21 protein-coding genes are annotated in these 23,080 nt (G+C 72.1%); 11 read left to right on the forward strand and 10 right to left on the reverse strand.

What is annotated here, in order from left to right:
• Nucleotides 1–6 precede the first annotated feature (6 nt).
• Complete coding sequence (locus tag ABZS69_RS60160) at nt 7–825, reverse strand: SDR family NAD(P)-dependent oxidoreductase (protein ID WP_355391786.1); 819 nt, start codon at nt 823–825, stop codon at nt 7–9.
• 37 nt (nt 826–862) lie between these two features.
• Nucleotides 863–2,113, reverse strand: coding sequence for an acyl-CoA dehydrogenase family protein (locus tag ABZS69_RS60165; RefSeq protein ID WP_355391789.1), 1,251 nt, complete (start codon nt 2,111–2,113; stop codon nt 863–865).
• A gap of 216 nt (nt 2,114–2,329) precedes the next feature.
• Between ABZS69_RS60165 and ABZS69_RS60170 the strand changes: the two genes are divergently transcribed.
• A complete protein-coding gene (locus ABZS69_RS60170; protein ID WP_355391792.1) occupies nt 2,330–3,478 on the forward strand; it encodes a class I SAM-dependent methyltransferase in 1,149 nt (382 codons plus the stop codon).
• Nucleotides 3,479–3,485: 7 nt separating this feature from the next.
• Here ABZS69_RS60170 and ABZS69_RS60175 read toward each other — a convergent pair whose 3' ends face one another.
• Nucleotides 3,486–4,652 (reverse strand): nucleotide disphospho-sugar-binding domain-containing protein, encoded by a 1,167-nt coding sequence (locus ABZS69_RS60175; RefSeq protein ID WP_355391794.1) that lies wholly within the window; start codon nt 4,650–4,652, stop codon nt 3,486–3,488.
• Between the two features lie 63 nt (nt 4,653–4,715).
• Nucleotides 4,716–5,567 (reverse strand): oxidoreductase, encoded by an 852-nt coding sequence (locus ABZS69_RS60180; protein WP_355391797.1) that lies wholly within the window; start codon nt 5,565–5,567, stop codon nt 4,716–4,718.
• A 143-nt stretch (nt 5,568–5,710) separates the two neighbouring features.
• Between ABZS69_RS60180 and ABZS69_RS60185 the strand changes: the two genes are divergently transcribed.
• Nucleotides 5,711–6,304 (forward strand): NAD(P)H-dependent oxidoreductase, encoded by a 594-nt coding sequence (locus ABZS69_RS60185; protein WP_355391800.1) that lies wholly within the window; start codon nt 5,711–5,713, stop codon nt 6,302–6,304.
• Nucleotides 6,305–6,332: 28 nt separating this feature from the next.
• Here ABZS69_RS60185 and ABZS69_RS60190 read toward each other — a convergent pair whose 3' ends face one another.
• Complete coding sequence (locus ABZS69_RS60190) at nt 6,333–7,091, reverse strand: TylF/MycF family methyltransferase (protein ID WP_355391803.1); 759 nt, start codon at nt 7,089–7,091, stop codon at nt 6,333–6,335.
• Nucleotides 7,092–7,274: 183 nt separating this feature from the next.
• Here ABZS69_RS60190 and ABZS69_RS60195 point away from each other — a divergent pair, with 183 nt between their 5' ends.
• The 4 genes from ABZS69_RS60195 to ABZS69_RS60210 are packed head-to-tail and all read left to right on the forward strand — an operon-like array spanning nt 7,275 to nt 11,519.
• Nucleotides 7,275–8,231: an ABC transporter permease gene (locus ABZS69_RS60195; RefSeq protein ID WP_355391806.1), complete on the forward strand. Its 957-nt coding sequence runs from the start codon at nt 7,275–7,277 to the stop codon at nt 8,229–8,231.
• Nucleotides 8,231–9,046, forward strand: coding sequence for an ABC transporter permease (locus ABZS69_RS60200; protein ID WP_355391808.1), 816 nt, complete (start codon nt 8,231–8,233; stop codon nt 9,044–9,046). Before ABZS69_RS60195 ends, ABZS69_RS60200 begins: the two co-directional genes overlap by 1 nt.
• Nucleotides 9,043–10,656 (forward strand): ABC transporter ATP-binding protein, encoded by a 1,614-nt coding sequence (locus ABZS69_RS60205; RefSeq protein ID WP_355391811.1) that lies wholly within the window; start codon nt 9,043–9,045, stop codon nt 10,654–10,656. The genes ABZS69_RS60200 and ABZS69_RS60205 overlap by 4 nt, the downstream gene beginning before the upstream one ends.
• Entirely contained in the window at nt 10,653–11,519 is an 867-nt protein-coding gene (locus ABZS69_RS60210; protein WP_355391813.1) for a glutathione S-transferase C-terminal domain-containing protein, read from the forward strand. The genes ABZS69_RS60205 and ABZS69_RS60210 overlap by 4 nt, the downstream gene beginning before the upstream one ends.
• Before the next feature lie 35 nt (nt 11,520–11,554).
• Here the strand turns inward: ABZS69_RS60210 and ABZS69_RS60215 are convergent, their stop codons facing one another.
• The 4 genes from ABZS69_RS60215 to ABZS69_RS60230 form a co-directional block, all read right to left on the reverse strand.
• Complete coding sequence (locus ABZS69_RS60215) at nt 11,555–12,400, reverse strand: SRPBCC family protein (RefSeq protein WP_355391816.1); 846 nt, start codon at nt 12,398–12,400, stop codon at nt 11,555–11,557.
• Nucleotides 12,401–12,410: 10 nt separating this feature from the next.
• Complete coding sequence (locus tag ABZS69_RS60220) at nt 12,411–13,436, reverse strand: DUF6081 family protein (RefSeq protein ID WP_355391819.1); 1,026 nt, start codon at nt 13,434–13,436, stop codon at nt 12,411–12,413.
• Nucleotides 13,437–13,542: 106 nt separating this feature from the next.
• Nucleotides 13,543–14,457 carry an NADP-dependent oxidoreductase gene (locus tag ABZS69_RS60225; protein ID WP_355391822.1) on the reverse strand — a complete coding sequence of 305 codons (915 nt, stop codon included), beginning with the start codon at nt 14,455–14,457 and terminating at the stop codon, nt 13,543–13,545.
• Nucleotides 14,458–14,577: 120 nt separating this feature from the next.
• Entirely contained in the window at nt 14,578–15,240 is a 663-nt protein-coding gene (locus ABZS69_RS60230; RefSeq protein ID WP_355391824.1) for a helix-turn-helix domain-containing protein, read from the reverse strand.
• Between the two features lie 265 nt (nt 15,241–15,505).
• Between ABZS69_RS60230 and ABZS69_RS60235 the strand changes: the two genes are divergently transcribed.
• The 4 genes from ABZS69_RS60235 (at nt 15,506) to ABZS69_RS60250 (ending at nt 20,466) form a co-directional block, all read left to right on the forward strand.
• Nucleotides 15,506–17,119 (forward strand): ABC transporter substrate-binding protein, encoded by a 1,614-nt coding sequence (locus ABZS69_RS60235; RefSeq protein ID WP_355391827.1) that lies wholly within the window; start codon nt 15,506–15,508, stop codon nt 17,117–17,119.
• Nucleotides 17,116–18,255, forward strand: a complete 1,140-nt coding sequence (locus ABZS69_RS60240; protein ID WP_355391830.1) for an LLM class flavin-dependent oxidoreductase — start codon at nt 17,116–17,118, stop codon at nt 18,253–18,255. Before ABZS69_RS60235 ends, ABZS69_RS60240 begins: the two co-directional genes overlap by 4 nt.
• 95 nt (nt 18,256–18,350) lie before the next feature.
• A complete protein-coding gene (locus ABZS69_RS60245; protein WP_355391833.1) occupies nt 18,351–19,286 on the forward strand; it encodes an aromatase/cyclase in 936 nt (311 codons plus the stop codon).
• A gap of 241 nt (nt 19,287–19,527) precedes the next feature.
• Entirely contained in the window at nt 19,528–20,466 is a 939-nt protein-coding gene (locus ABZS69_RS60250; protein WP_355391835.1) for an AfsR/SARP family transcriptional regulator, read from the forward strand.
• A gap of 12 nt (nt 20,467–20,478) precedes the next feature.
• On the opposite strand, the gene ABZS69_RS60255 is transcribed toward ABZS69_RS60250, so the two are convergent.
• On the reverse strand, nt 20,479–21,093 hold the full coding sequence (locus tag ABZS69_RS60255) for a class I SAM-dependent methyltransferase (RefSeq protein WP_355391838.1): 615 nt from the start codon (nt 21,091–21,093) through the stop codon (nt 20,479–20,481).
• Between the two features lie 268 nt (nt 21,094–21,361).
• Between ABZS69_RS60255 and ABZS69_RS60260 the strand changes: the two genes are divergently transcribed.
• Complete coding sequence (locus tag ABZS69_RS60260) at nt 21,362–22,816, forward strand: multicopper oxidase family protein (RefSeq protein WP_355391841.1); 1,455 nt, start codon at nt 21,362–21,364, stop codon at nt 22,814–22,816.
• Nucleotides 22,817–23,080: the final 264 nt, after the last annotated feature.

A 23,080-nucleotide genomic window follows, 5' to 3' on the forward strand; every position in this document is an offset into this window, starting at 1 on the left:
CTCCTCTCAGTAGTTGCCCAGGCCGCCGCACACGTTCAGCGCCTGCGCGGTGATCGACGCCGCCGTGTCGGTGACCAGATAGCCGACCAGACCGGCCACCTCGCCGGGGGTGGAGTAACGGCCCAGCGGGATCTTGGCGTTGAACCTGGTGAGCACCTCGTCCGGCGTGGTCCCCCAGACCTCGGCGTAGCCGTTCCTGACGCGCTCGGCCATCGGGGTCTCGACGTACCCGGGGCAGACGGCGTTCACGGTGATGCCGGACTTGGCCAGTTCCAGGCCGAGCGCCTTGGTCAGGCCGATCACGCCGTGCTTCGAGGCCGAGTACGGGGCACCGAGGACGACGCCCTGCTTGCCACCCGTGGAGGCGATGTTGATGATCCGGCCCTGCCCCCGAGCCGCCATGCCGCCGTTGGTCAACACCTCGCGCGTGACCAGGAAGACGCTGTTCAGGTTGGTGTTGATGACGTCGAACCAGAGCTCGTCGGTGATCTCGGCGGTCACGCCGCCGCCGTTGCGCCCGGCGTTGTTGACCAGGACGTCCACGGGGCCGTGGCGCCGCACCGCGGTCTCGACGAAGGTGCGCACGTCGCCGGGATCGCGCACATCGGCCGGGACTCCGTCCACCGCCAGCCCCTCCTCTTGCAGCCCTTTGACCACCAGAGCGAGCTGGTCCGCCCTGCGGGCGCAGATGAAGACCTGGTAGCCGGTGGCGGCCAGCGACCTGGTCACGGCCAGGCCGATGCCGCTGGTCCCGCCGGTCACCAGCGCCAGCCCACGCCGTGCGACCGTGGCCCCCGCGTCCCCGGTGCTGTGCTGTTCGGTCATGCCGTCTCCTCGCTTTCGCGCTGTCCCACCCCGACGGTCACACCCGGGCCTGGAGCCCGGCTGCCGCCTGGCTCGACTCGCGCTCGAACCGGTCCTCGGGGGAGGAGGTGAGCAGATGGGCGGCGTACTGGAGGGCGGCGGGCTCGAAGCGCAGGGCCACGTGGCCGGCCACGCACGAGACGTCCCGCCAGGCCCGTTGGAGGGGATTCCCGGCGGCCTGGACGCGGGTGCCCGCGGCGCGGAACAGCCGATCGGTGGCCTCCCGCAGCAGCTCGACGGCGTACGCGCAGTCACGCGCGTTGCGTGCCTCGTCCGCGGCGGCATCCTGCGGGCCGCCCAGCGGTGCGCGATCGGCCGTCTCGGCGGCCCGGGTCAGCAGCAGCCGGGCCGTCTCCACCTCGGTCGCGGACCGCGCGAGCACCAGCCGGGCGCTCTCGCCCGCGGCCGCCTCCGCGCGCAGGCGTTCCCTCCAGGCGTGTACGGCGGCCGTCGCGGCCCCGAGCGCGGGCGCGGCGAACAGAAGCCCGCTGACCAGCCGCAGCGGCACGGCGTGACACCGCGCCGCCGGGTGCGCCGCCGGGTGCGCCGCCGGGTGCGCCGCCGCGCCCTGGTAGATCCGCTCGCGCGGCACCGACCGGTGCTCCGGGACGAACCCGTCCGTCACCGCCACCGTGTCGCTGGCGGTGGCCCGCATGCCGAGCGCCCGCCAGGTACGCCGCACCGTGTACCCGGCGCGCGGGACGGCGAAGAACCGCGCCGCGTTGCCTCCGACGCCGTCGCCGTCGCCCGGACCGGTCGGCGCGCACAGCAGGACCCAGTCGGAGAAATCGGCGCCGCTGGTGTAGGCCCACTCCCCGGTCAGCCTCCAGCCGTCGCGCTGCCGCACCGCCCGCCCGGAGGGAATGAGCCCCGCCGCGACCAGCACGTCGGGCCCGCCGCCCCACAGGTCCGCCTGCCCGCGCTCCGGCAGGTACGCCCCGAGCCGCGCGGACCCCGCCGCCAGCGAGGCGCACCATGCGACGGACGCGCACCGCTCCCCCACGTCCGCGACAGCACCGAGCAGCGCGGCGAACCCGCCCGCCGCCCCGCCGTGCCGTTCGGGGACGAAGTGGCGGGCGAAACCGGCGGCCACGATGCCGGACACCGCCTCATGGGCCGGCTCCCCCGACGCGTCCGCCCGCTCGGCGTGCCGCCCGGCGACTTCGGCCAGCTCGCGCACGGCCCGCTCGCCCGCCGCAACGCCTCGCGCCGCAGGCTCCGCGGCCGGCCCGGGTGTCCTGACGTTCATTCCGGTCACCTCCGTCTCGCGGCGCACCCGCCGGGGCGCGCCGAACTCACTGTCACCGGCGTCCCTCTACCGGCGCTCAAGCGCGGGCGGATCCGGCCGCCCGTGCCGGCGGCGGGGACGGGCCGTCTCCAGTCCTTCTCCAGCACGCGTGGACGCCGCCTCCGCGCCCACCGGCCACTCTCGGCCGGTAGACGGGACGAGAAAGGGGTGCTTCGAATGACGGATGCGGAACCGTGGGGCGTGGTGGCGTCGCTGGTCGGAGCGAGCGACCTGGACGGCGGCCACGAGCGCGTGATCGCGGAGATCGGGCCGGAGAAGGTGGCAGGCGTGCTGGTCACCGAGCTGCTCAGCCGCTGCGGGCCCGCCGCCGAGGAGTCGGTGGTCCGGCTGGAGCTGACCGGTCCTGACGCCGACGACACCGGCCCGGTCTCCGGTATTGCCTTCGACATCGGCTTCGGGCCCGAGGGCGCGGCCGTGGTGGAGGGTGAAACGAGCGGGGCCGACGTGCGGATCACGTACCCGATCGCCGACCTGGCGCGGGCGCTGTACGGCACGCGCGCCACCGGGCTGCGCAGGCAGCACGAGCTGCTGGCCCGCTGGCCGGACGACCCCGACCCTGCGGAGGTGCCGCCGCTGCTGGCGCGCAGGCGGCGCGGCGTGCGAGCCGGCCACGCGCTGCTGCGCGAGCTCCGGCCCGTGCCCCCGGCCCTCGACGACCTGGCCGTGACCTTCGGCTCCGACAAGTGGGGAGGTGTGCACTGGTACACACCGCACTACGAACGCCATTTCGCGCCGCTGCGCGACGCTCCGGTGCACCTGCTGGAGATCGGCATCGGCGGCTACGACGACCCCCGCGCCGGCGGCGGTTCGCTGCGCATGTGGCAGCGGTACTTCCGCCGGGGCCTGATCTACGGGCTCGACGTGCACGACAAGCGGCTGGACGAGCCCCGCGTCCGCACGATCAGGGGGGACCAGAGCGACAGCGCCTTCCTGGACCGCCTGGGCTCCGGGCTCGGCGGGCTGGACATCGTCATCGACGACGGCAGTCACGTCAACGGGCACGTGCTGACCTCGTTCGCGGCGCTCTTCCCGCACGTACGCCCGGGCGGCTGGTACGTCATCGAGGACCTGCAGACCTCCTACTGGCCCTCCTACGGCGGCGGCCCCTCCGCACCGGGCACCACGATGGGCCTGCTCAGGTCCCTGATCGACGGCCTGCACCACAAGGAGTACGACCACGGGCCCGGTCACGAGCCGTCTTACACCGACGCCCACGTGACCGGCGTGCACCTCTACCACAACATCGCGTTCATCGAGAAGGGTTACAACGACGAGCCCGGTCCCGCGCGCAAGCCCCAGGGGTGAGCCGCGCTCAGCCCTCCGCCGCGGCCAGGGCCTCCAGCCTCGGCACCAGCGCGGCCGGGGCGGGCAGCTCACGTACGCGCCGCGCCGCCGCCCGCGCGGCGGCGCGTACGGGGCCGTCCTCCAGCAGCTCGGCCAGGACCTTCTGGTCGGCCTCCGCGGGCTCGCGGCGCAGCCCCAGCCCCGCGCTGTCGACGACGCCCGCGTTGAGGTACTGGTCCGCGCCATGCGGCAGGACGAGCTGCGGCACCCCGGCGGCCAGGGCGGTCAGCGTCGTGCCCGACCCGCCGTGGTGGACGACGGCCGCGCAGCGGGTGAGCACCAGATGCAGGGGCACCCAGGGCACCTCCCGTACGTTGGCGGGCAGCGGCCCGAGCGCGCCGGGCTCCGGCTGACCGCCCAGCGCCAGCAGGAACTCTGCGTCCGTCTCCGCCGCGGCGGCCAGCAGCGGAGCCAGCCCGCCGAGCCCGGCCATCTTCGGCACCACGGTGCCCAGCGTGACCAGCACCCGGGGCCGCCCGGCGGGCTCCCAGAGCCGGCCCGGCAGCTCACCACCCGCGTTGTACGGGACGTACCGCGCGGACCAGCCCTCCCCGCCGCCGATCATCAGCTCCGGCGGTGCGACGTGGACCGGCTGGACGCGCGGCTCGCGTGGCGGCACGCCGTTGCGGGAAAACAGCTCGGCGAGGTGCGGCAGGTAGCGGCGGGCGAAGCCGGGCTCGGCGACGAAGTTGAAGCCATGCTCGACGGCCGGCACGCCCAGCGCGGCGGCGACGAGCAGGCCCGCCCCCTGCAGCCGGGAGTACACCACCAGCTCGGGGCCCCAGTCGCGGGCCACCCGCAGGGTCTCGTCCGCCATCAGCGTGGAGACCCGCGCGAAGCGCTCGAAGACCAGGTCGGGCGTGGTGGCGCCGGCCTCGGCGATCTTCTTGCCGCGCTCGCGCAGGGTGCGGGCGCGTTCCTCCTGGGTGCCCTGACCCTGCCCGAAGACCGTGGCGGCGATGTCCACGCCGGGCGCCGCGTCCACGACCGGCAGCCCGGCGCGGACCGCGGCGTCCACCGCGCCGTCCGAGGTGGCCACCAGCACATCGTGCCCCGCCGCGCGCAACGCCCAGGCGAGCGGCACGACCGGGAAGAGGTGACCGAGCGCCGGCAGTACGACGACCATGACCCTCATGCTCCTGCTCCCTTCTCCACGCCGCACGTCACCTCACGAATCCAAGACCGCCCGCGTCCGGTCTCATGCATCGAAGTCCGCCTTCTCGGCCAGCTCGCGCCACGGTTCCCAGCCTGCGACGCGCTCGCGCAGAACGCGCGGGGCGAGCTCGGCCGCACCGCGGCCGAGCAGCAGGCGCAGCGGCGGCGGGTCGGCGTCGAGGACCTCCAGCAGCGCCTGCCCGAGCCTGGCCGGATCGCCTGGCTGCAGGTACGCGTACGCCCCCGACAGCCCGTGCCGCCGTTTGGCCAGCACGTCGTCATAGGCGGCCAGCGGCACGGCCCTGACCATGCTGCCCGCGCTCCACTCGGTGCGGAACTCGCCCGGCTCCACGATCGTCACCCGGATGCCGAAGCCGGCCACCTCCTGGGCCAGCGTCTCGCTCAGCCCTTCCAGCGCCCACTTGCTCGCGCAGTAGAGGCCGAGGTTGGGGTAGGTGGTGACGCCGGCGATGCTCGACATCTGGAAGATGTGGCCCCCGCCCTGGCGGCGCAGCACCGGCAGCACCGCCTGGACGCACCACAGCGCGCCGAAGAAGTTGACCTCCAGCTCCTCGCGCGCCTGGGTCTCGGAGACCTCCTCCACGGCCCCCGCCAGACCGTGACCGGCGTTGTTGACCAGGACGTCGATGCCGTCCGCCGGCTCCATCGCCCGTTCGACGGCGGCGAAGACGGCCTGCCGGTCGGTGACGTCGAGCGGCAGGACGACGGCGCGGTCCCCGTGAGCGGCGACGAGGTCGTTGAGCGCGGCCGGCTTGCGCGCGGTGGCGATCACGGTGTCGCCGGCCGCCAGGGCCGCCTCGGCAACCGCTCGGCCGAGGCCCCGTGAGGCTCCCGTGACGAGCCAGCGGCGCGGCCGTGAAGTGGTGTCGGTCATGCCGTCACCATGGGCGGGGCCGCTCGATTCCGGCTACACGGCCGCTGGACCGCGCTATGTGGAACGATCCGCTCCGAACGGAGCGCACCGCTCCATTTAATGTTACGATGCCCTCCAATCCGCCGCCCAGAAGGGAATTCCCATTGTCCGGCGCTCCCCTGAAACTGGCCGTGATCATCGGCAGCACCCGCGAGGGCCGCTTCGGCTCCATCGTGGGGAAGTGGCTCGTCGACCAGGTCCGCGATCACGGTGGCTTCGAGCTCGACGTCATCGACCTGGCCGAGGTGTCCCTGCCGATCATCCAGCAGAAACACCCGGTCAGCACCGGTGAGTACCCCGAGCGGGAAGTACGCGACTTCGCCGCCCGCATCGGCGCCGCCGACGCCTTCGTCGTGGTCACCCCGGAGTACAACCACGGTTATCCCGCCTCGCTGAAGCTCGCCATCGACTCCGTCCACCCCGAGTGGTGGGCCAAGCCCGTGGCCTTCGTCTCCTACGGCGGCTACGCGGGCGGCCTGCGCGCCGTCGAGCAGCTCCGGCTCGTCTTCGCCGAGCTGCACGCCACCACGATCCGCGAGACGGTCAGCTTCCACATGGCCTACACCCAGTTCGACGAGACCGGCAGGCCGCACGACGCCGAGAGCGTCAACGCCGCCGCCAAGCTCCTGCTCGACCAGCTCGGCTGGTGGGGCGAGGCGCTGCGGGCGGCGCGGGCGGCCCGCCCCTACGTCTGCTGACCGCCCGTGCGGGCCGGCGACGGCCCGCTCAGTCCGTCCGCCGCCAGTAGACGCCGAAGGTGTCGATCGGCACGATCTCGTCCTTGATCCCGAACGTCGCCCGGTAGTCGTGCACCGCCTCCCGGCAGGCTCCGATGGCATAGTCGTCGATGATGGCGAAGCCGCCGGGCGACAGCCTCGGGTAGAGGTTCACCAACGCGTCGGTGGTCGACTCGTACAGGTCGCCGTCGAGCCGGATGACGGCCAGCGGCCCGGGAGGCGCCGTGGGCAGCGTGTCCTTGAACCAGCCCTTCAGGAACTTGACCTTGTCGTCGAGCAGCCCGTACCGCGCGAAGTTCTCCTTCACCGTCTCCAGCGACACCGCGAGCACGTGGTTGTAGCGGTGCACCGCCAGCCTGCGGTCGGCCTCGTGACTCTCCTCCCCCGTCACCGGCATGCCCTCGAAGGAGTCGGCCAGCCACACCGTGCGGTCGGTGACTCCGTGGGCCTGCAAGATCGCGCGGATCAGAATGCACACGCCGCCGCGCCACACGCCGGTCTCGACGAAGTCGCCCGGCACCTCGTCCTCAAGGACCTTCTCCACCGCCCAGTGCACGTTGTCCAGGCGCTTGCGGCCCACCATCGTGTGGGCCACGGTGGGCCAGTCGAGCCCGATCTCCCGGATGTCGTCGCGGTAGCCCGAGATGCCGTGCTCGGCGGCGGGGTCGGGGAAGGTCGGGTCCTGGTAGATGACATTCGTCAGGATCTTCTTGAGCAGTTCCAGGTAGAGCTGCGTCCCTTCGGGCATGTGATCTCCTCGTGGCAGGGGCCGGCGGCCGGATGGGGGGATTTTCGCCGCCGGGGCTCGAATACGGTTCGAGCCAGGCCGCTCCGCCAGCACTCCACCGGCGCTCCAGCGCGACTCGAGTGGCGGGAGCGATGCCGTTGTTAACGTGGAGATCATGATCGTCTTGTCCTCTCCGCCGCGCCGGTGAGCCGGTATCTCCTTCAGCGCCTGCTCTCCCTGGCCCTGGTCCTGCTCGTCGCGGTGTCGCTCTCGTTCGCACTCGTGCACCTCCTCCCGGGAGACCCCGTGGAGCTGATGCTCGACGGGAATCTCGGCGGGTTGCAGGCCACGCCGGAGCAGGAGGCCGCGCTGCGTCACGAGCTCGGGCTGGACCGGCCGATCGCGGAGCAGTACCTGGCCTTCCTCGGCAACGCGCTGACCGGCGACTTCGGCAGGAGCATCGCCTCCGGCCAGCCTGCGGTCCTGGCCATCGCCGAGGCGGCGCCCGCCAGCCTCGCTCTGCTGGCGCTCGCGCTCCCGCTGTCGCTGCTGGCCGGCGTGGCCGTCGCGGTGGCCGCCACGCTGACGCGCCGGCGCGTCCTGAGCGGCGCGCTCGCGGGGCTGGCCGTGCTGGGCGTATCGATGCCGGGCTATTGGCTGGGCATCCTGCTGATCGAGGGGCTGTCGTTCCGGCTGCCGCTCTTCCCCGCCACCGGCAACGAGGGCGTGCGCAGCCTGGTGCTGCCGGCCGTCACCCTGGCGGTGCCCAGCGCGGGGATGATCGCCCAGGTGTTGCGCGGCAGCCTGCGCCACGCGCTCGCCGAGCCGTACGTCACCACCGCCCTCGCCAAGGGCGCGAGCCCGGTCCGGGTGAACCTGCGCCACGCCCTTCGTAACGCGGCCCTGCCCGCGGTCACTGTCGTCGGCATGCTGACCGGCGGGCTGATCGGGGGCGCGACCGTGGCGGAGATCGTGTTCGGGCGGGCCGGGCTGGGCCGGTTGCTGGTGACGGCCATCGCCCACCGGGACATGACGGTCGTCCAGGCGATGGTCGTCTTCGTCGGCGCCGCCTACATCGTGCTCAACCTGCTCATCGACCTGCTCTACTCGTGGCTCGACCCGCGGGTGACCGCGGGCCGCCCGGCCGGGAGGACCACCTGATGCCGTCGTTCATCCGGCGGCCGGCGACGGTTCTGTCCGCGCTGGCCGCCGTCGCCATCGGGTTCTGCGCACTGTTCCCCTCCGTCGTGGCGCCCTACGGGCCGCACGAGGGCGACCCCGTGCGGGCCCTCCTGCCCCCGGGCGGCGCTCACCCGTTCGGGACCGACCAGCTCGGCCGCGACCTGCTCAGCGAGATCGTCTGGGGCGCCCGCCCCTCGCTGCAGGTGAGCCTGCTGGCCACGGCACTGGCGCTGGTCGCCGGCGTGCTGCTCGGGCTGGTGGCCGGTTACGTGGGCGGGCTGCTCGACGGGCTCGTCATGCGGGCGGTGGACGTGCTGATGGCCGTTCCCACCATGCTGATGATCCTCGTCGTCATCGCCGTGCTCGGCAGCGGCACCACCAACATCGCCATCGCGGTGGCGCTGGCCACGGTGCCCACATTCGCCCGGCTCATGCGGGCCGAGGTGCTGCGCGTCCGCACCCGGCTCTACGTCAAGGCCGCCATCGCCGCGGGGGTGCGCACGCCGGTCGTGCTGCTCCGCCACGTCGTGCCCAACGCCGCCGCGCCGGTCCTCGCATACGCGGTGCTGGCCGTCGGCGGATCCCTGCTGGCCACCTCCGGGCTCGGCTTCCTCGGTTTCGGCGCCCCGCCGCCGAACGCCGAATGGGGAGCCCTGGCCGCCGCGGGCCGCGACTTCGTGGGCACGTGCTGGTGGCTGACGACGTTCCCCGGTCTCATGGTGGTGCTCACCGTGCTGGCCGCGACGGGGCTCAGCCAGACCCGTCCCGAGGGCACCGCGGCGGTGCCCAGGTGAGCGGCGGGGAGGAGTTGCTGCGTGTCACGGACCTGCGGGTCTCCTACCGGAGCGGCCCTGCCGTCGAGGGCGTCGACCTCGTCGTCGGCGAGGGCGAGATCGTCGCGGTCGTCGGCGAGTCCGGCTCCGGCAAGAGCACCACGGCGCACGCCGTGCTCGGGCTGCTGCCCGCCGGAGGGCGGATCGGCGGTGGCCGGGTGTTGTTCCGCGGCGAGGACCTGGTCCGCGCCGGTCATCGGCGGATGCGTCAGATCCGCGGCAGGGAGATCGGCCTGGTACCGCAGGACCCGATGGTCTCGCTCAACCCCGTCACGCGGGTGGGCGCGCAAGTCGCCGAGACGCTGCTGGTCCACGGCCTGGCCGAGCGGCGGCAGGCGCGGGAGCGGGCCGTGCAGTTGCTCCGCGAGGTCGGCCTGCCCGATCCCGCGGCCTGCGCCCGCCGCTATCCCCACGAGCTGTCCGGCGGCATGCGCCAGCGTGTGCTGATCGCCGTCGCGCTCGCCGCCGGGCCCCGGCTGCTGATCGCCGACGAGCCGACGAGCGCGCTCGACGTCACCGTGCAACGCCAGATCCTCGACCATCTCACCGCGCTCACCCACCGGTCGGGCACGGCCGTCCTCCTCGTCACCCACGATCTGGCGCTGGCGGCCGAGCGGGCCGACAGGGTGGTCGTGCTGCACGAGGGGCGGTCGGTGGAGAGCGGGACGGCGGCCAGGATCCTGCGCGCGCCGGACCATCCGTACACGCGCCGCCTGATCGCGAACGCCCCGAGCCTCGCTCCCCCGCCGCCGCGGCCCGCCGCCTCCGCTCCTGACGAGCCCCTGCTGTCGGTGGAGGGCGTCACCAAGGTATTCGGCGCGCCCGGCGAGGCGGTGGTCGCCGTGGACGACGTGACGCTGAGCGTGCGGCGGGGCGAGACGCTGGCCCTGGTCGGCGAGTCGGGCTCGGGCAAGTCCACGCTGGCGCTGATGGCGCTGTGCCTGCTCCCGCCGACGCGGGGCCGGATCGTGTTCGACGGGGACGACGTGGCCGCGGGCGGGCGCGCCGGCCTGCGGCGGTTCCGCCGCCGGGTGCAACCGGTGTTCCAGGACCCGTACTCCTCGCTCGACCCGCGGCGGAGCGTCGGCGACAGCGTGGCCGAGCCTCTGCGCGCGTTCGGTGTGGGCGACCGTGCCGGTCGCCGGGCTCGCGTCGCCGAGTTGCTCGACCGGGTCGCGCTGCCCGCCTCGCTCGCGCGGCGGCGGCCCGCGGAGCTGTCCGGCGGCCAGCGGCAGCGGGTGGCCATCGCACGTGCCCTGGCGCTCGGCGCGGAGCTGGTCGTCTGCGACGAGCCGGTCTCGGCGCTGGACGTGACCGTGCAGGCTCAGGTGCTCGACCTGCTCACCGATCTGCAGGCCGAGCTCGGCCTCAGCTACCTGTTCATCTCCCATGACCTGGCGGTGGTACGGCAGATAGCCGACCGGGTGGCCGTGATGCGGTCCGGGCGGATCGTCGAGAGCGGCCCCGCCGCCGAAGTCCTGCGCGAGCCCCGGCACGCCTACACCCGGACGCTGCTCGACGCCGTCCCCGTCCCCGTCCCCGCAGAACCGACCATCGAGGAGCCCGCATGACCTCCGTCCCAGCGTTCGCCAGCCCCGTGGACCTCGACGTTCACGGCAGGTACGACCCGTTCCGCGGGCTGCCCGACCGCAGCGCGCCCCCCGTGTACGTCTTCGACGGCCGCATCGGCGACGACGCCCACCGGGCCGAGCCCGGCAGGTATCACCTCTACGTGGCGCTGTCATGCCCGGTGGCCCAGCTCGCCAGGATCGCCCGGCTGCTGCTCGGCCTGGAGAAGGTGATCGGCGTCTCGGTCGTGGACGACGAGCGGGACGGCCGCGGCTGGGCCTTCAGAGAGCGCCGGGGCCCCGACGAGGTCAACGGCTTCACCCTGCTCAGCCAGGCGTACGAGGCCACCCAGCCCGGTTACTCCGGGCACATCTCGGTCCCGGTGCTGTGGGACCGGCACGAGGGACGCATCCTGAGCAACGAGTACTTCCACATCCTTCGCGACCTCGGCACCCGGTTCGGCGCGTACGCGACGAGCGAGGTCCGGCTGTACCCGCCGGAGCTCGCCGCGCGCATCGACGCGATCAACACCCTCGTCTACGAGGAGATCTCGCTGGCCCTGTCGGCCACCGACAAGCGCCACGAGGACGTGCGCCCGCAGGTGATCGCGGCGCTGGATCAGTTCGAGGCGCGCCTGTCGACGCACCGCTACCTGCTCGGCGCCGCGATCAGCGAGGCGGATCTGCGCTTCTACACGACCTTGGTCCGCTTCGACCAGGGCGCGAACGCGCTGTCGGTCATCACCGGGCGGCCGCTGCCGTCGTGGCCGCGGCTGCTCGGTTACCTCCAGGACCTGTACGCGCTGCCCGCCTTCCGCGACACCACGCTCGTTGTGCCCGAGTATCTGGCGGCCGGGCAGCCGTAGCCGCCACGGGCCGGATCATCCGGCCCGCTGTTCTTTCAAGGCCGAGGAACCCCCGTGCCCGCGCGTTCCTCGGCGTAGGCGCGGGCGCGTTCGGCCACCACGACGCTGTTCCCGCCCAGTGCCTTGCGGATCCACTCCCGCGCGCCGGCCACGGTCGTCCCCTCGCCGAGCACGGCCGTGACGCCGGAGGGCCGGATCACGACCGTGTGCGCCGCGGTCACCGACACGGACCCGCCGGACTCCTCGATCGTCCAGCGCAGCACGTGGAGCGTGGCCAGCGGCGGCAGCAACCGATGCTTCTCCACGATGGCGCGGTGCGGGAAGCCGACCCGCACCGCCTCGGTGGTGCGGACCGGGCCGTCGGGACCGGCGTTGTCGATCTCGACGAACCGGCCGTGCGGGCCAGCGGGCCGGGCGGAGGCCGCCGCGACGTGCGGGACGACCCGCGGCCACTCCTCCACCCGGTGCAGGAAGGCGTAGACGTCGCTCGCCGCGCCCGCGATCCGTACGGTGTCGGCGAACTCCAGGTGCACCTCCGGCTGCCCGGTCTCCTCCTCGGCCGCGATCCGGACGGGTTCGAGATCGGCCTCGCCGCGCAGCCTGCTCTCGCCCTCGCCCAGCGGCTCGGCCGTCCAGGTCCCGCCGATCGGCGGCCCGAGGCCGTCACTCTGGAACCTCACGGAGCCGGTGCCGCGGTCGTACCCGACGACGGCCTCGGCGATCTCGTCGTCGCGCAGCCACCACACGCGGGCGCTCCCGCCGTCGATCGGCTCGGCGTGTACCACTGACGGGAAGACCCGCGGCCAGGCTGCCACGTCGGTCAGCAACCGCAGGACGGTCGTGGCGGGGGCTCGTACCGTCGTGCTCGGAACGTCTGACATCGCCGCCCCCTCAGTGGCCGTGCCGGAGCGTGACGGACACGTGATCGACCTGGATCGAGATGCCCTGCCCCCACAGCCGGTTGCTCTCCAGGCTCTCGTCGTCGTAGAACTCCGCGGGCGTCGGCGCCCCCACGCGCGGCGCGTAGTAGACGTCGGGCAGGCTCGACAGGCGCACCAGCCCCCGCCCGTCGCGGCCGGCGCCGTCGAGGAAGGTGACGGTGCTGAAGCCGCAGTAGAGCTGGCGCGGCTGGGCGAGCTGCGGCGTGCCTCCGTGGTCGGTGAGCAGGTATTTGCGGTCGAAGACCGGCTCACCGATGCGGTCGAGCCTCAGCACCCGCCGCCCGTCCACCACCCAGCTCACCACACCCGCGTCCTTGTCGAACTCGATGGCCAGGCTGTTGGTCTGTGACGGCACCCGCGGCGTGACGGGGATGGCGTAGAAGAAGGAGGCGTGGTTCTGACCGGGCTTGGGCTGCCGGGCGTAGGCGGCGTAGATGAGCTGGTTGGTCACGAAGTACGTGAACACCGAGCCGGTCTCGGGATCGGCCGACTGCACGGTCGCCGAGGCCAGCCGTAAATCGCGGTCCGGGTCGCCGGCCAGGTTGCCGAAGGGGTGGCCGGCGGTGCCGAAGGTGCGCACCGCCAGCGAGACCTCGCACTTGAAGACCGAGCCGTCCGGCACGTCGAACCCGCGGAACCCGTTGGAGGAGGTGTGGTTGACCGTGGCCCCCCACTTGACCTCGTCACTGGCGCCGAGCCCGCCGTCGTCCTCCTGCGGGGTGGTGTAGACGAAGGCGGGCTCGCCGGTGGCGGGGTTGGTGCCGGACGCACGTACATTCAGTCCGTCGGCCGAAGTGGTGAGGATCCCGTCGCGGGCCACCACCCAGGTGTTCACCGTGTCGAAACCTGCGCGGAAGTCGTCATGGAAGAGACGCTCGACGCGTCCCGTGACCGTCGCGGAAGCCGGAGCGGCCATGACCGCGACCAGAGCCGCCGAGGCGAGGACGCTCCCCATCGCGCGGTGCAGACTCCTCATTCGTTCTCCCTGTTCTGAGCAGCCGAAGATCGGCCTTGCAGCGGAGATTGAACGGGGAGCCGGTCGAGGACGCGTCGAGCGCGACTCGACCTCGCTCAGCCCTCACTCAGCCCACGGTCAGCACGACCTTGCCGCGCCCGTGTCCGAGATCGACCCGCTCGTGGGCCAGGACGGCGTCCGTCAGCGGGAACGCCGTGGTCGGCAGGATCAGCTCCTTGCGCGCGGCCAGGCCGGCCAGGTGAGCGAGGGTCTCCGCGGAGCGGGCGCTCGCCAGCCGCCTGGTCCCGTGTTCGGCGATGGCCGCCTCCGCGTCCACGAGTGTGCCGATGCGCTGGCGGTCCTGGACCAGCTCGACCGAGACGTGGGTGGCCTCGCCGCCGATCGCGTCGAGCGCCGCGTCCACCCCGTCGGGCGCGGCCTCCCGGATCCGGTCGGCCAGGCCGGGGCCGTAGGTGACGGGTGTGACGCCCAGCGAGCGCAGATAGTCGTGGTTGGCCTCGCCGGCCGTGCCGATCACCGTCGCGCCGCGCAGGACGGCGAGCTGGGCGGCGACCGTGCCAACCCCGCCCGCGGAGGCGTGGATGAGGAACGTCTCTCCGGCCGCCACACCCAGCTCTTCGACGAAGCTGTACGCGCCCTGCCCCACCACCGACAGCGCGCCGGCGATCTCCCATGACAGGTCCGCGGGCTTGACGGCGAGCTGGGCCGCGGGTACGACGATCACCTCCGCGTACGCGGCGGCGAACGCCCAGCCCAGCACCTCGTCACCCGCCGCGAACCCGGTCACGCCCTCGCCGACCGCGTCGACCACCCCGGCGAACTCGCCACCGAGCCGCTGCGGGAACGCCGCGGGGAAGAAGTCGCGCAGTTCCCCGGCACGGAGCTTGGCGTCGAACGGCGCCACGCCGGCGGCACGGACTCTGACCCGGACCTCGCCGGGGCCGGGCTCGGGCTCGTCGATGTCGATGGGATGGAGCACCGTAGGGGCGCCGTACTCGGAGAACGCGATCGCAACAGGCACGTGAGACCTCCTTGAGGACATGCCGCGGGCCGCCCGGCGCGCCGGGCGGTGCGGGGATGCGGAACTACGGGCCGGCGCGGCGCTGCGCGGCCCGGTCGTGCGCGAGGCGGAGGGAGCGCCTCAGCCCGGGTCGGTGTCCGGCTCCTTGGAGCGGCTCTTCATCGCCTTCTCGATCTCCTGCCAGTCGGTGGCCGGCGCGCCCAGCCGGTGGGACCCCTCCGGGCGCAGGCCGTCCAGCACGATGCCGAGGAAACGGCGGCTGAGCGCGGCCGCCGTTTCGCCCTTCTCCGCGCGCCGCTCACGCAACGCGTGGAGCAGGGTGATGATGTCATCGGCGTTGACGTCGGGACGCACGATCCCGGCCTCCTGCGCGCGGTCCACGAGCGTCTGAATGGCCTCACGGGCCCGCTTGCTGGCGGCCAGCACGTCCTCGGTGATCTCGAAGGTGCCGGCGAGCCTGGGCGAGCCGTCCACGCCGGCCTCGACGCAGGCGGTGACGAAACCCTCGAACCCCTCCCAGACGTCATCGACGGCGCAACCGCGCTCGGCCTCCTGCCAGGTCTGTTCCATGTGCGCCAGTGACAGGGCGCGCATCAGGTCTTCCTTGCTCGGATAGCGCCGGTACAGAGTGCCCATTCCGACGCCCGCGCGCTCCGCGATGACCGACACCGGAGCCTCGGGCCCCAGCTCGACGAAGACGGCCCGGGCGGCGGCGAGAATGCGCTGGTCATTGCGGCTGGCGTCGGACCGGCGCGGCCCTCGTCCAGCGGTGCTCCCTCTCACATCCCGAGACTAACATAGAACGGAGCCCTCCACTCCGTGTACGGTGACCGGTATCGCCGCTCTGCGGAAGAGAGGTCGTCATGCCTTTCCCGTTGCGTCTGGTCTCCCGCCGCCACGTGGACTACTGCCGGATCGCCGGCCAAGCCTGTCACTGACCCGGCCCCTTTCCTCAGCACGTCACCCGATCCCGGCGGCGACCGCCACCGGGCCGCTCAAGCGCGCCTTGAGTTCGCACGTTTCACGTTCTTGACAGGAGCTCCGACAAGTGACAGTCGTGTCACCGGCAGGCCGCGGCATCTCCGCGGTTCTCGCCTTCGCCCTCACCCTCGCCGCGGCCGGCTGCGGCGGCTCGGCGGAAGGAGTGGGCAGCGCCGCCACCACCCCCCGCCCCGGCGGAACCCTCAAGATCGCCGTGTCCGAGGACCCGGTCTGCCTGGACCCGCCGCAGGCGAACTTCTCCTCAGCCGTCAACGTCATGCGCCAGCTCTTCGACACGCTCACCGACCAGGATCCCCGCACCGGCGAGATCAAGCCGTGGCTGGCCACCTCCTGGGAGATCGACCCCAAGGCCACCTCCTTCACGTTCCACCTGCGTAAGGGAGTGACGTTCAGCGACGGCGCACCCGTGAACGCGGCCGCGGTCAAGGCAAACCTCGACGAGGTGGTCAAGCTGGGCGCGAAGTCGCTGTTCGCCTCCACCTACCTGTTCGGCTACAAGGGCACGACCGTGGTGAACGAGCACACCGCCAGGGTCGAGTTCAAAAGCCCCAACGCCCAGTTCCTCCAGGCGACCGCGACCACCTCGCTGGGGCTCAGCTCCTCGGCGTCGCTGGCCAAGCCGGCCGCCGACAGGTGCCGCGCGCCGATCGGCTCCGGTGCCTTCGTGCTGGACAAGCTGCAGACCAACCACAGTGTCACGGTGAAGCGGCGAGCCGGGTACGCCTGGCCCTCGTCGCTGGCCGCCCACCAGGGTGAGGCGTACCTGGAGGCGGTGGAGTTCCGTATCGTGCCCGAGCAGGGCGTGCGTACCGGGGTGCTGACCTCCGGCCAGGTGCAGGCGATCACCGACGTGCAGCCGGTCACCGAGCGGCAGTTCCGGCAGGGCGGATTCCAGGTGCTGAGCCGCTACAACCCGGGCCTTCCGTACGCCCTCTACCCCAACACGTTCCGGCCGCTGCTCGGTGACGAGGCGGTGCGCAAGGCCATCAGCAAGGGCATCGACCGCAAGCAGGTGGTGGACGTGGTCCTGACGCCCACCTACCGTCCGGCGACCAGCATCCTGACCAGCTCCACCCCGGCCTACGTCGACCTCGGCAAGGACCTGGCTTACGACCCCGCCGGGGCCGCGGCGCTGCTGGACGGGGCAGGCTGGAAGCCCGGCCCCGACGGGATCCGGGAGAAGGGCGGCCGGAAGCTGAGCCTGAACGTGTACTTCACCACCGGCTTCAACCCGAACACCACGATCCTCGAACTGCTGAGTCAGCAGCTCCGCAAGATCGGTGTGGATCTTCAGCTACGGCCGGTGGACGCGGCCGGGTTCGGCGAGGCCCAGGCGAAGAAGCAGATCGACTTCCGCTGGGGCAACAGCACCAGGGCCGACCCCGACATCCTGCGCACGGTCTTCTCCACGAAGTTCTCCGCCGCCGCCTACCTGCCGCCCACCGACCTCGACGATCGGCTCGACCATCAGGTCAAGACGCTCGACCAGGCCGGGAGGGCCGAGGTGGTGGGCGAGATCCAGCGGACCGTGCTCGATCGCGGCTATGCCATCCCCGTCTTCGAGCTGGCCCAGGTCGTGGGGGTGTCGAAGGCGGTGCGAGGGCTGACCCTGGACCCGTCCGTACGGCTGCGCCTGCACGACGCCTGGCTGGCCTCGTGAGCGGCGGGGACGCGGTGCCGCTGGCCGTCCTGGATCTGTCGCCCATCACCTCGGGCGGCACGGCGGCCGGCGCCCTGCGCGAGACCCTTGACCTGGCCCGCCACGCGGAACGGCTCGGCTACTCCCGCTACTGGATAGCCGAGCACCACCTGAGCCCCAGCGTGGCCGCCGCCGCCCCGGCCGTGCTGATCGCGCTGGTGGTCTCGGCGACCGACCGCCTGCGGGTCGGCTCGGGCGCGGCGCTGATCGCCAACTCCACGCCGTTGCTGCTCGCCGAGCAGTTCGGCACGATCGCGCAGCTCCATCCCGGTCGCGTGGACCTTGGGCTGGGGCGTTCCGGCTCCAGGCGGTTCGCGGAGGTCGCGGCCGAGTCGGGCAAGGCCCCGCCGGGCGGGGTCCTGGCGATCGATCGGGGCACGGTGGTGAACGGCGTCGTGATCCCCGCCAGGACCAGCATCTCCTTCGACACCGAGCTGTTCCGGGTCAAGGCCAGGCTGCTCGGCCAGGTGGACGGCGCGGACGACGACTACTCCGGTCAGGTGCGCGACGTGCTGAGCTTCCTGCGCGGCGACTACCGCACCGACCAGGGGATCGTCCTGCGGGCGCTGCCGGCGGAGGGCGCCGACCTGCAGGTGTGGGTCCTCGGGTCGAGCGCGGGGGCCAGCGCCGCGGCCGCCGGGGAGCACGGCCTGCCCTACGCGGCCAACTACCACCTGGGCGGGGCGACCGTGCTGGAGTCGGTGGCGGCCTACCGGGCGGCGTTCCGGCCGTCGGAGGGGCTGGCGAAGCCGTACGTGATGGTGTCGGCGGACGTGATCGTGGCCGAGGACGACGAGAGCGCCGCCCGGCTGGCGGCGCCGACCGCGCTGTGGGTGCTGAACATGCGACGGGGGCTGGCGACGGGGCCCTTCCCCAGCATGGCCGAGGCGGAGGCGCACGAGTGGACCGACGAGGAGCGGGCCTACGTGGCCGACCGGATCAGCACCCAGATCGCCGGGTCGCCCGCCACGGTCGTGTCGCGGCTGCGCCGCCTGGCGGACGTCACGGGGGCCGACGAGCTGCTCGTCACCACGATCACCTCACGTCACGCCGATCGCGTGCGCTCCTACGAGCTGCTGGCCGAGGCGTGGAAATGAGGGGGCTCGATCGGCAGTCGAGTGAGCTTCGGTAGCGGCACCAGGGACCGGTACCACGATGGCGGCCACGGAGACCCTCCAGGAAGGAAAGAGCATTGGCGCAACCGGACAAGCACGAAGTAGAGCACCGGGGCACCGCGCACGCTCCGACGAAGACCGTCTACGGTCTGCTCGCGGACCTGACCGTGTGGCCGCGGATCTTCCCTCCGATCGTCCACGTGGAGTATCTGGGGCGGACGGCGGAGCGCGAACGGGCCCGGATCTGGCTCCACGGCGGCCAGGACGTCCGCCAGTGGGTTGCGCTGCGGACTCTGGCTCCCGAGTCCCTGAGCGTCTTCTACCGGCAGGAGGTGGCGCAGCATCCCGTCGCCGACATGGGCGGCGGCTGGATCGTCGAGCCGGACGGCCCTGAGAGGTCGCTGGTGCGGCTGCTGCACGACTACCGGCCCGTCAGTGAGGACTCCGTTCCCTGGATCGACGAGGTGCTCGACAAGAACAGCAACGCGGAGCTGGCCGCGCTGCTCGCGGCGGCCGGCCTGGAGCCCCGGGCGTCCGAGCTGCTGCTCGAACTGCGGGACAGCGTCCACGTGGCCGGCTCCGCGCAGGCGGTCTACGACTTCCTGTACGACGGGAGCAGGTGGCACGAGCACTTCGACCACCTCGCCCACTCGGAGGTCCGGCCGGCCGGCGAGGAGGCGCACCTCCTCGAACTGGAGTCCCCGGACAAGGACGGCAACCCGCACACCACCCGTCAGGTACGGGTCGGGATCCCCGGCCGGAAGATCGTCTACAAGCAGCTCGTGATTCCGCCCCTGTCGAGCGGGCACACGGGCGAATGGTCTATCGAGGAGCGCCCGGACGGCGTGGAGGTGACCGCGCGCCAGACCATCGTGATCCGCGAGGAGGGCATCGCCGAAGTGCTCGGCCCGGAGGTGAGCCTCGCCGACGGCCGGGCGTGGATCGAGCGGGCGCTGGGAGGGAACGCGCGCCTGATTCTGGAGCGGGCCAAGGCACACGTGGAATCGGCCTAACGGGAGATCGCCGCGGAATCGTTTCCGCGGCGATTCACGAGCGCTATCGAGAATCGGCGATAGCGCTATTCGGCGTTAACCGGAGAATGCAAGAGGTAAAATCTGAATCCACCCTGCCAAGAAACGTGACAATCGATTGCGAACCACTTAGTATCCATATAACCCGCAAATTTGGTAGGGAAAGTTCTAAACAAGCCGCCGCCGAGGACCCGGGGCGGACGCCACAGAACGGAGGCCCGTCATGCACGTCAGAGTGCTAGGCGCACTGCATGTCGAACAAGACGGGGTCGACATCACTCCCAGCGCCCACAAACCCCGGCAGATCCTGTCGTTACTAGCGCTCAACTCCAACCGCGTCGTGCCGAATGCCGGTCTTATGGAAGAGCTCTGGGACGACAATCCGCCGCGCAGCGCGGTGACGACGCTGCAGACATACATCATGCAATTGCGCAAAAGCATGGCCGGGGCAATGGAAGTCCCCACCTCCGTCGTCGTCAAGGAGAATCTGATCACGACCCCCGGCGGTTATCTGCTGCGACTGCCGCCCGAATCCATCGACCTGCACAGGTACGAAACGCTCGACGCGCGCGGGCGCGACGCGCTCGATGCCGACGACGGCGCCGAGGCCGTGCGGCTGTTCGACGAGGCGTTGCGGCTGTGGCACGGCACGGCTTTGGTCGACGTGCCGCCGGGGCCGCTGTTGCAGCGCGAGATCGTCCGCATGGAGGAGGCGCGGTTCGGCACCATCGAGAAGCGGATCGAGGCCAACCTCCGGCTCAACCGGCACAGCGAGATGCTCGGCGAGCTGCGCGCGCTGTGTATGGAACACCAGTTGCACGAGTCGCTCCAGGCGCAGTACATGATCTGCCTGCACCACTGCGGGCGGCGGGACGAGGCGCTGGCCGCCTTCCGCACGCTGCGATGGAGCCTGATAAAGGAATTGGGGCTGGAGCCGTCGGTAAAGCTCCAGCGGCTGCACCGCGCCATCCTCGCCGACGACCCCATCCTGCACCGCACACCCTCCTTCTTCCGCCTGCCCCCGGCGCACGCCGGGACGCCGGAGCGGGCCAAGACGCCCACCCCGGTGAGCGTGAACGCCACCGAGAAGGAGGGCGGCGAGCGCGCCCGCGGCAAGCCGTCGCGCCGCCGCAAGGCGCAGCACCGGCGCAGGCGCGGCTAGAGGTGTCCCGGGTCAGGAACGGCGCACCCGGGCCAGCCAGCCCGGCACGTCCACCTCCCGCAGCGGGTCACGCGGGTCGAGGCAGGTGAAGGGAGCGGCCTGGATCTCCTCGACGTGCCAGCCGTCGCCGAAGGCCGTGCGGTAGTCGGCCTGCCCCGCTCCCGGAGGGAAGCCCTCGGTCGGCGTGTCGGAGAGCGACAGGACGTGCACCTGGGCCCCGGGACGGCAGGCCCGGTGCAGGGCGGCGGTGTAACGGGCGCGGGTCTCGTCGTCGAACAGGTGGAACAGGCCCGTGTCGACCACGGTGGCGTACCCTTCCCCTCGCCCGCCGAGGCGCAACGCGTCGCCGAGTTCGAACGTGGCCGCGATCCCGCGCTCCTCCGCCTTGGCCCGCGCCTCGATGATCGCCGCCGGCGAGCTGTCGATCCCCAGCACGTCGTAGCCGAGCGCGGCCAGCAGCAGCGTGTGCTCGCCCGTGCCGCAGCCCGCGTCCAGCACGGGCCCCTCGATCAGCCCGGCGCGCTCCAGCCGGACCACGACCTCCTGGGGGTGCCCCACGTCCCATGGCGGTGCCTGCCGCCGTGCCTTGGCGCGGTACGCCTCCTCGAAAGGGTCCTTCTCCCCCATCCCGTCTCCTCTCCCTCGCCGGCGCCTCCGGCGTCCTGTCCGCCGGCGGCGCCGATGCGCTTCCCACTTTCCCGCGACCCGGTAGAGCGGCCCTCAAGACGCCATGGACCACGTTGTGAGCGGGGTGACCCGTGCCCGCTCCAGCCGGGTTCGAGGCGGGCGCGAGCGCAGAACGCCAGCCTTCCGACGACATCTCACAGCGATCTCACAGCCGATCGGCTGCGGGCTGGAGCAGCAGCAGCCAGCACCACACGGGGAGCCGCAGACCATGGTGAAACGACGTGACCTGTTCAAGCTGGGCGCCCTCGCGGGCGGTGCCGCCATGATTCCCGTCCTCGCCTCCGAGGACACCGGTGTCCAGGCGTTCGCACGGCCCGCCGCTCACCGCCACCACGCCACCACCACGTTCTCGGGACGCGCCGTGGACGCCCCCGAGCCCTTCACCGTGCCCCTGCCCCTGCCCCCGGCGCTCAAGCCGGCCGCCGTCCTGCCCGACGCCGACGTCTACCGCGTGACCACGCGGCCGGCGGTCGCCGAACTGCTGCCCGGCCTGCAGACACCCGTCCTCACCTACGGCGGCTCGTACATCGGGCCCACCATCCGCGCCACGACCGGGCGCCGGGTGATCGTGCACCACACCAACACGCTCGACATGGGCACCGCCGTGCACCTGCACGGCGCCCACGTGCCCGCCGCCCACGACGGCTTCCCCACCGACCTCATCAACCCGGGCACCACCCGCACCTACGAATATCCAAACCGGCAGGCGGCCGCGACGCTGTGGTACCACGACCACGCCCACCACATGGAGGCCGAGCACGTCTATCGCGGTCTGCACGGCTTCTACCTGTTGGAAGACCCGGCCGAGCGCTCGCTCAAGCTGCCCAAGGGCGCGTACGACATCCCGATCATGCTGACCGACGCCCGCTTCGCCGACGACGGCAGCCTCGTCTTCATCATGGACGACTCGGGCAACCGCACGACCCTCCTCACCAACGGCCGCCCGGCCCCGTACCTGCCGGTGGCGGGCCGCCGCTACCGGCTGCGCCTGCTCAACGCCAGCAACATGCGGGTGTTCCAGCTCCAGCTCGCCGGAGGCGAGGAACTGGTGCAGGTCGCGAGCGACGGCGGCCTGCTGCCCGCCCCGGCGCCCACCGGAACGATCACGCTGAGCGCGGCCGAGCGGGCGGACGTCGTCGTCGACTTCTCCCGCTATCCGGCGGGCACCGAACTGGTCCTCAGCGACACGCTCACCGGTCTGCCCGTGCTGCGCTTCGACGTGGAGGACCGTGTGCGTGACGACAGCCGGGTCCCCTCCGTGCTGCGCCCGGCGGACCCGCTGCCCCCGGCCACGACCGTGCGCGACGTGACGTTCGCCTACGACTTCGCCCTCGGCTGGTTCACCATCAACGGCAAGCTCTTCGACGCCGACCGGGTGGACTTCACGATCAATCGGGACAGCACCGAGATCTGGCGCATCCACAACTCGACGAGTCCCATCGGGGTGCCGCACAACCTGCATGTGCATCTCGTCCAGTTCCGGGTCCTCGACCGCAACGGCGTGCCGGCCGGGCAGGGGCCGAAGGACACGGTGTCGGTGGCGCCGGGCGAGACCGTCCGAGTCCAGGCCACGTTCACCGATCACCTGGGCCGGTACGTCTTCCACTGCCACCAGCTCGACCACTCCAGCATGGGCATGATGGCGGTGTTCGAGGTCGTCTGAGCGGCAAGGGCGGGAGGGGCGCTCACCCGCCACGCGCTCGATGAGGGAAGTACCCCCGCAACGGCAAGGTCGCCTCCGTCACGAGATGACCGCCCGCAGGACGGAGCCGAACGCGCGCCGGGCGCCGGCGATAGGCCCGCGTCAATCGGTGGACCCATTCGCGACGGCGGCTAGCCCCGTTTTCCGCACATGAAGTTGTTTGAAGATCGCTGGGTTGCTGTGGTGATCGTCATCACGGTATGACCTGGCTGGTGAGACAGCGTG

Origin of the sequence: Nonomuraea sp. NPDC005650 (genome assembly GCF_040605375.1) — a bacterium.
Taxonomy (GTDB): Bacteria; Actinomycetota; Actinomycetes; order Streptosporangiales; family Streptosporangiaceae; genus Nonomuraea.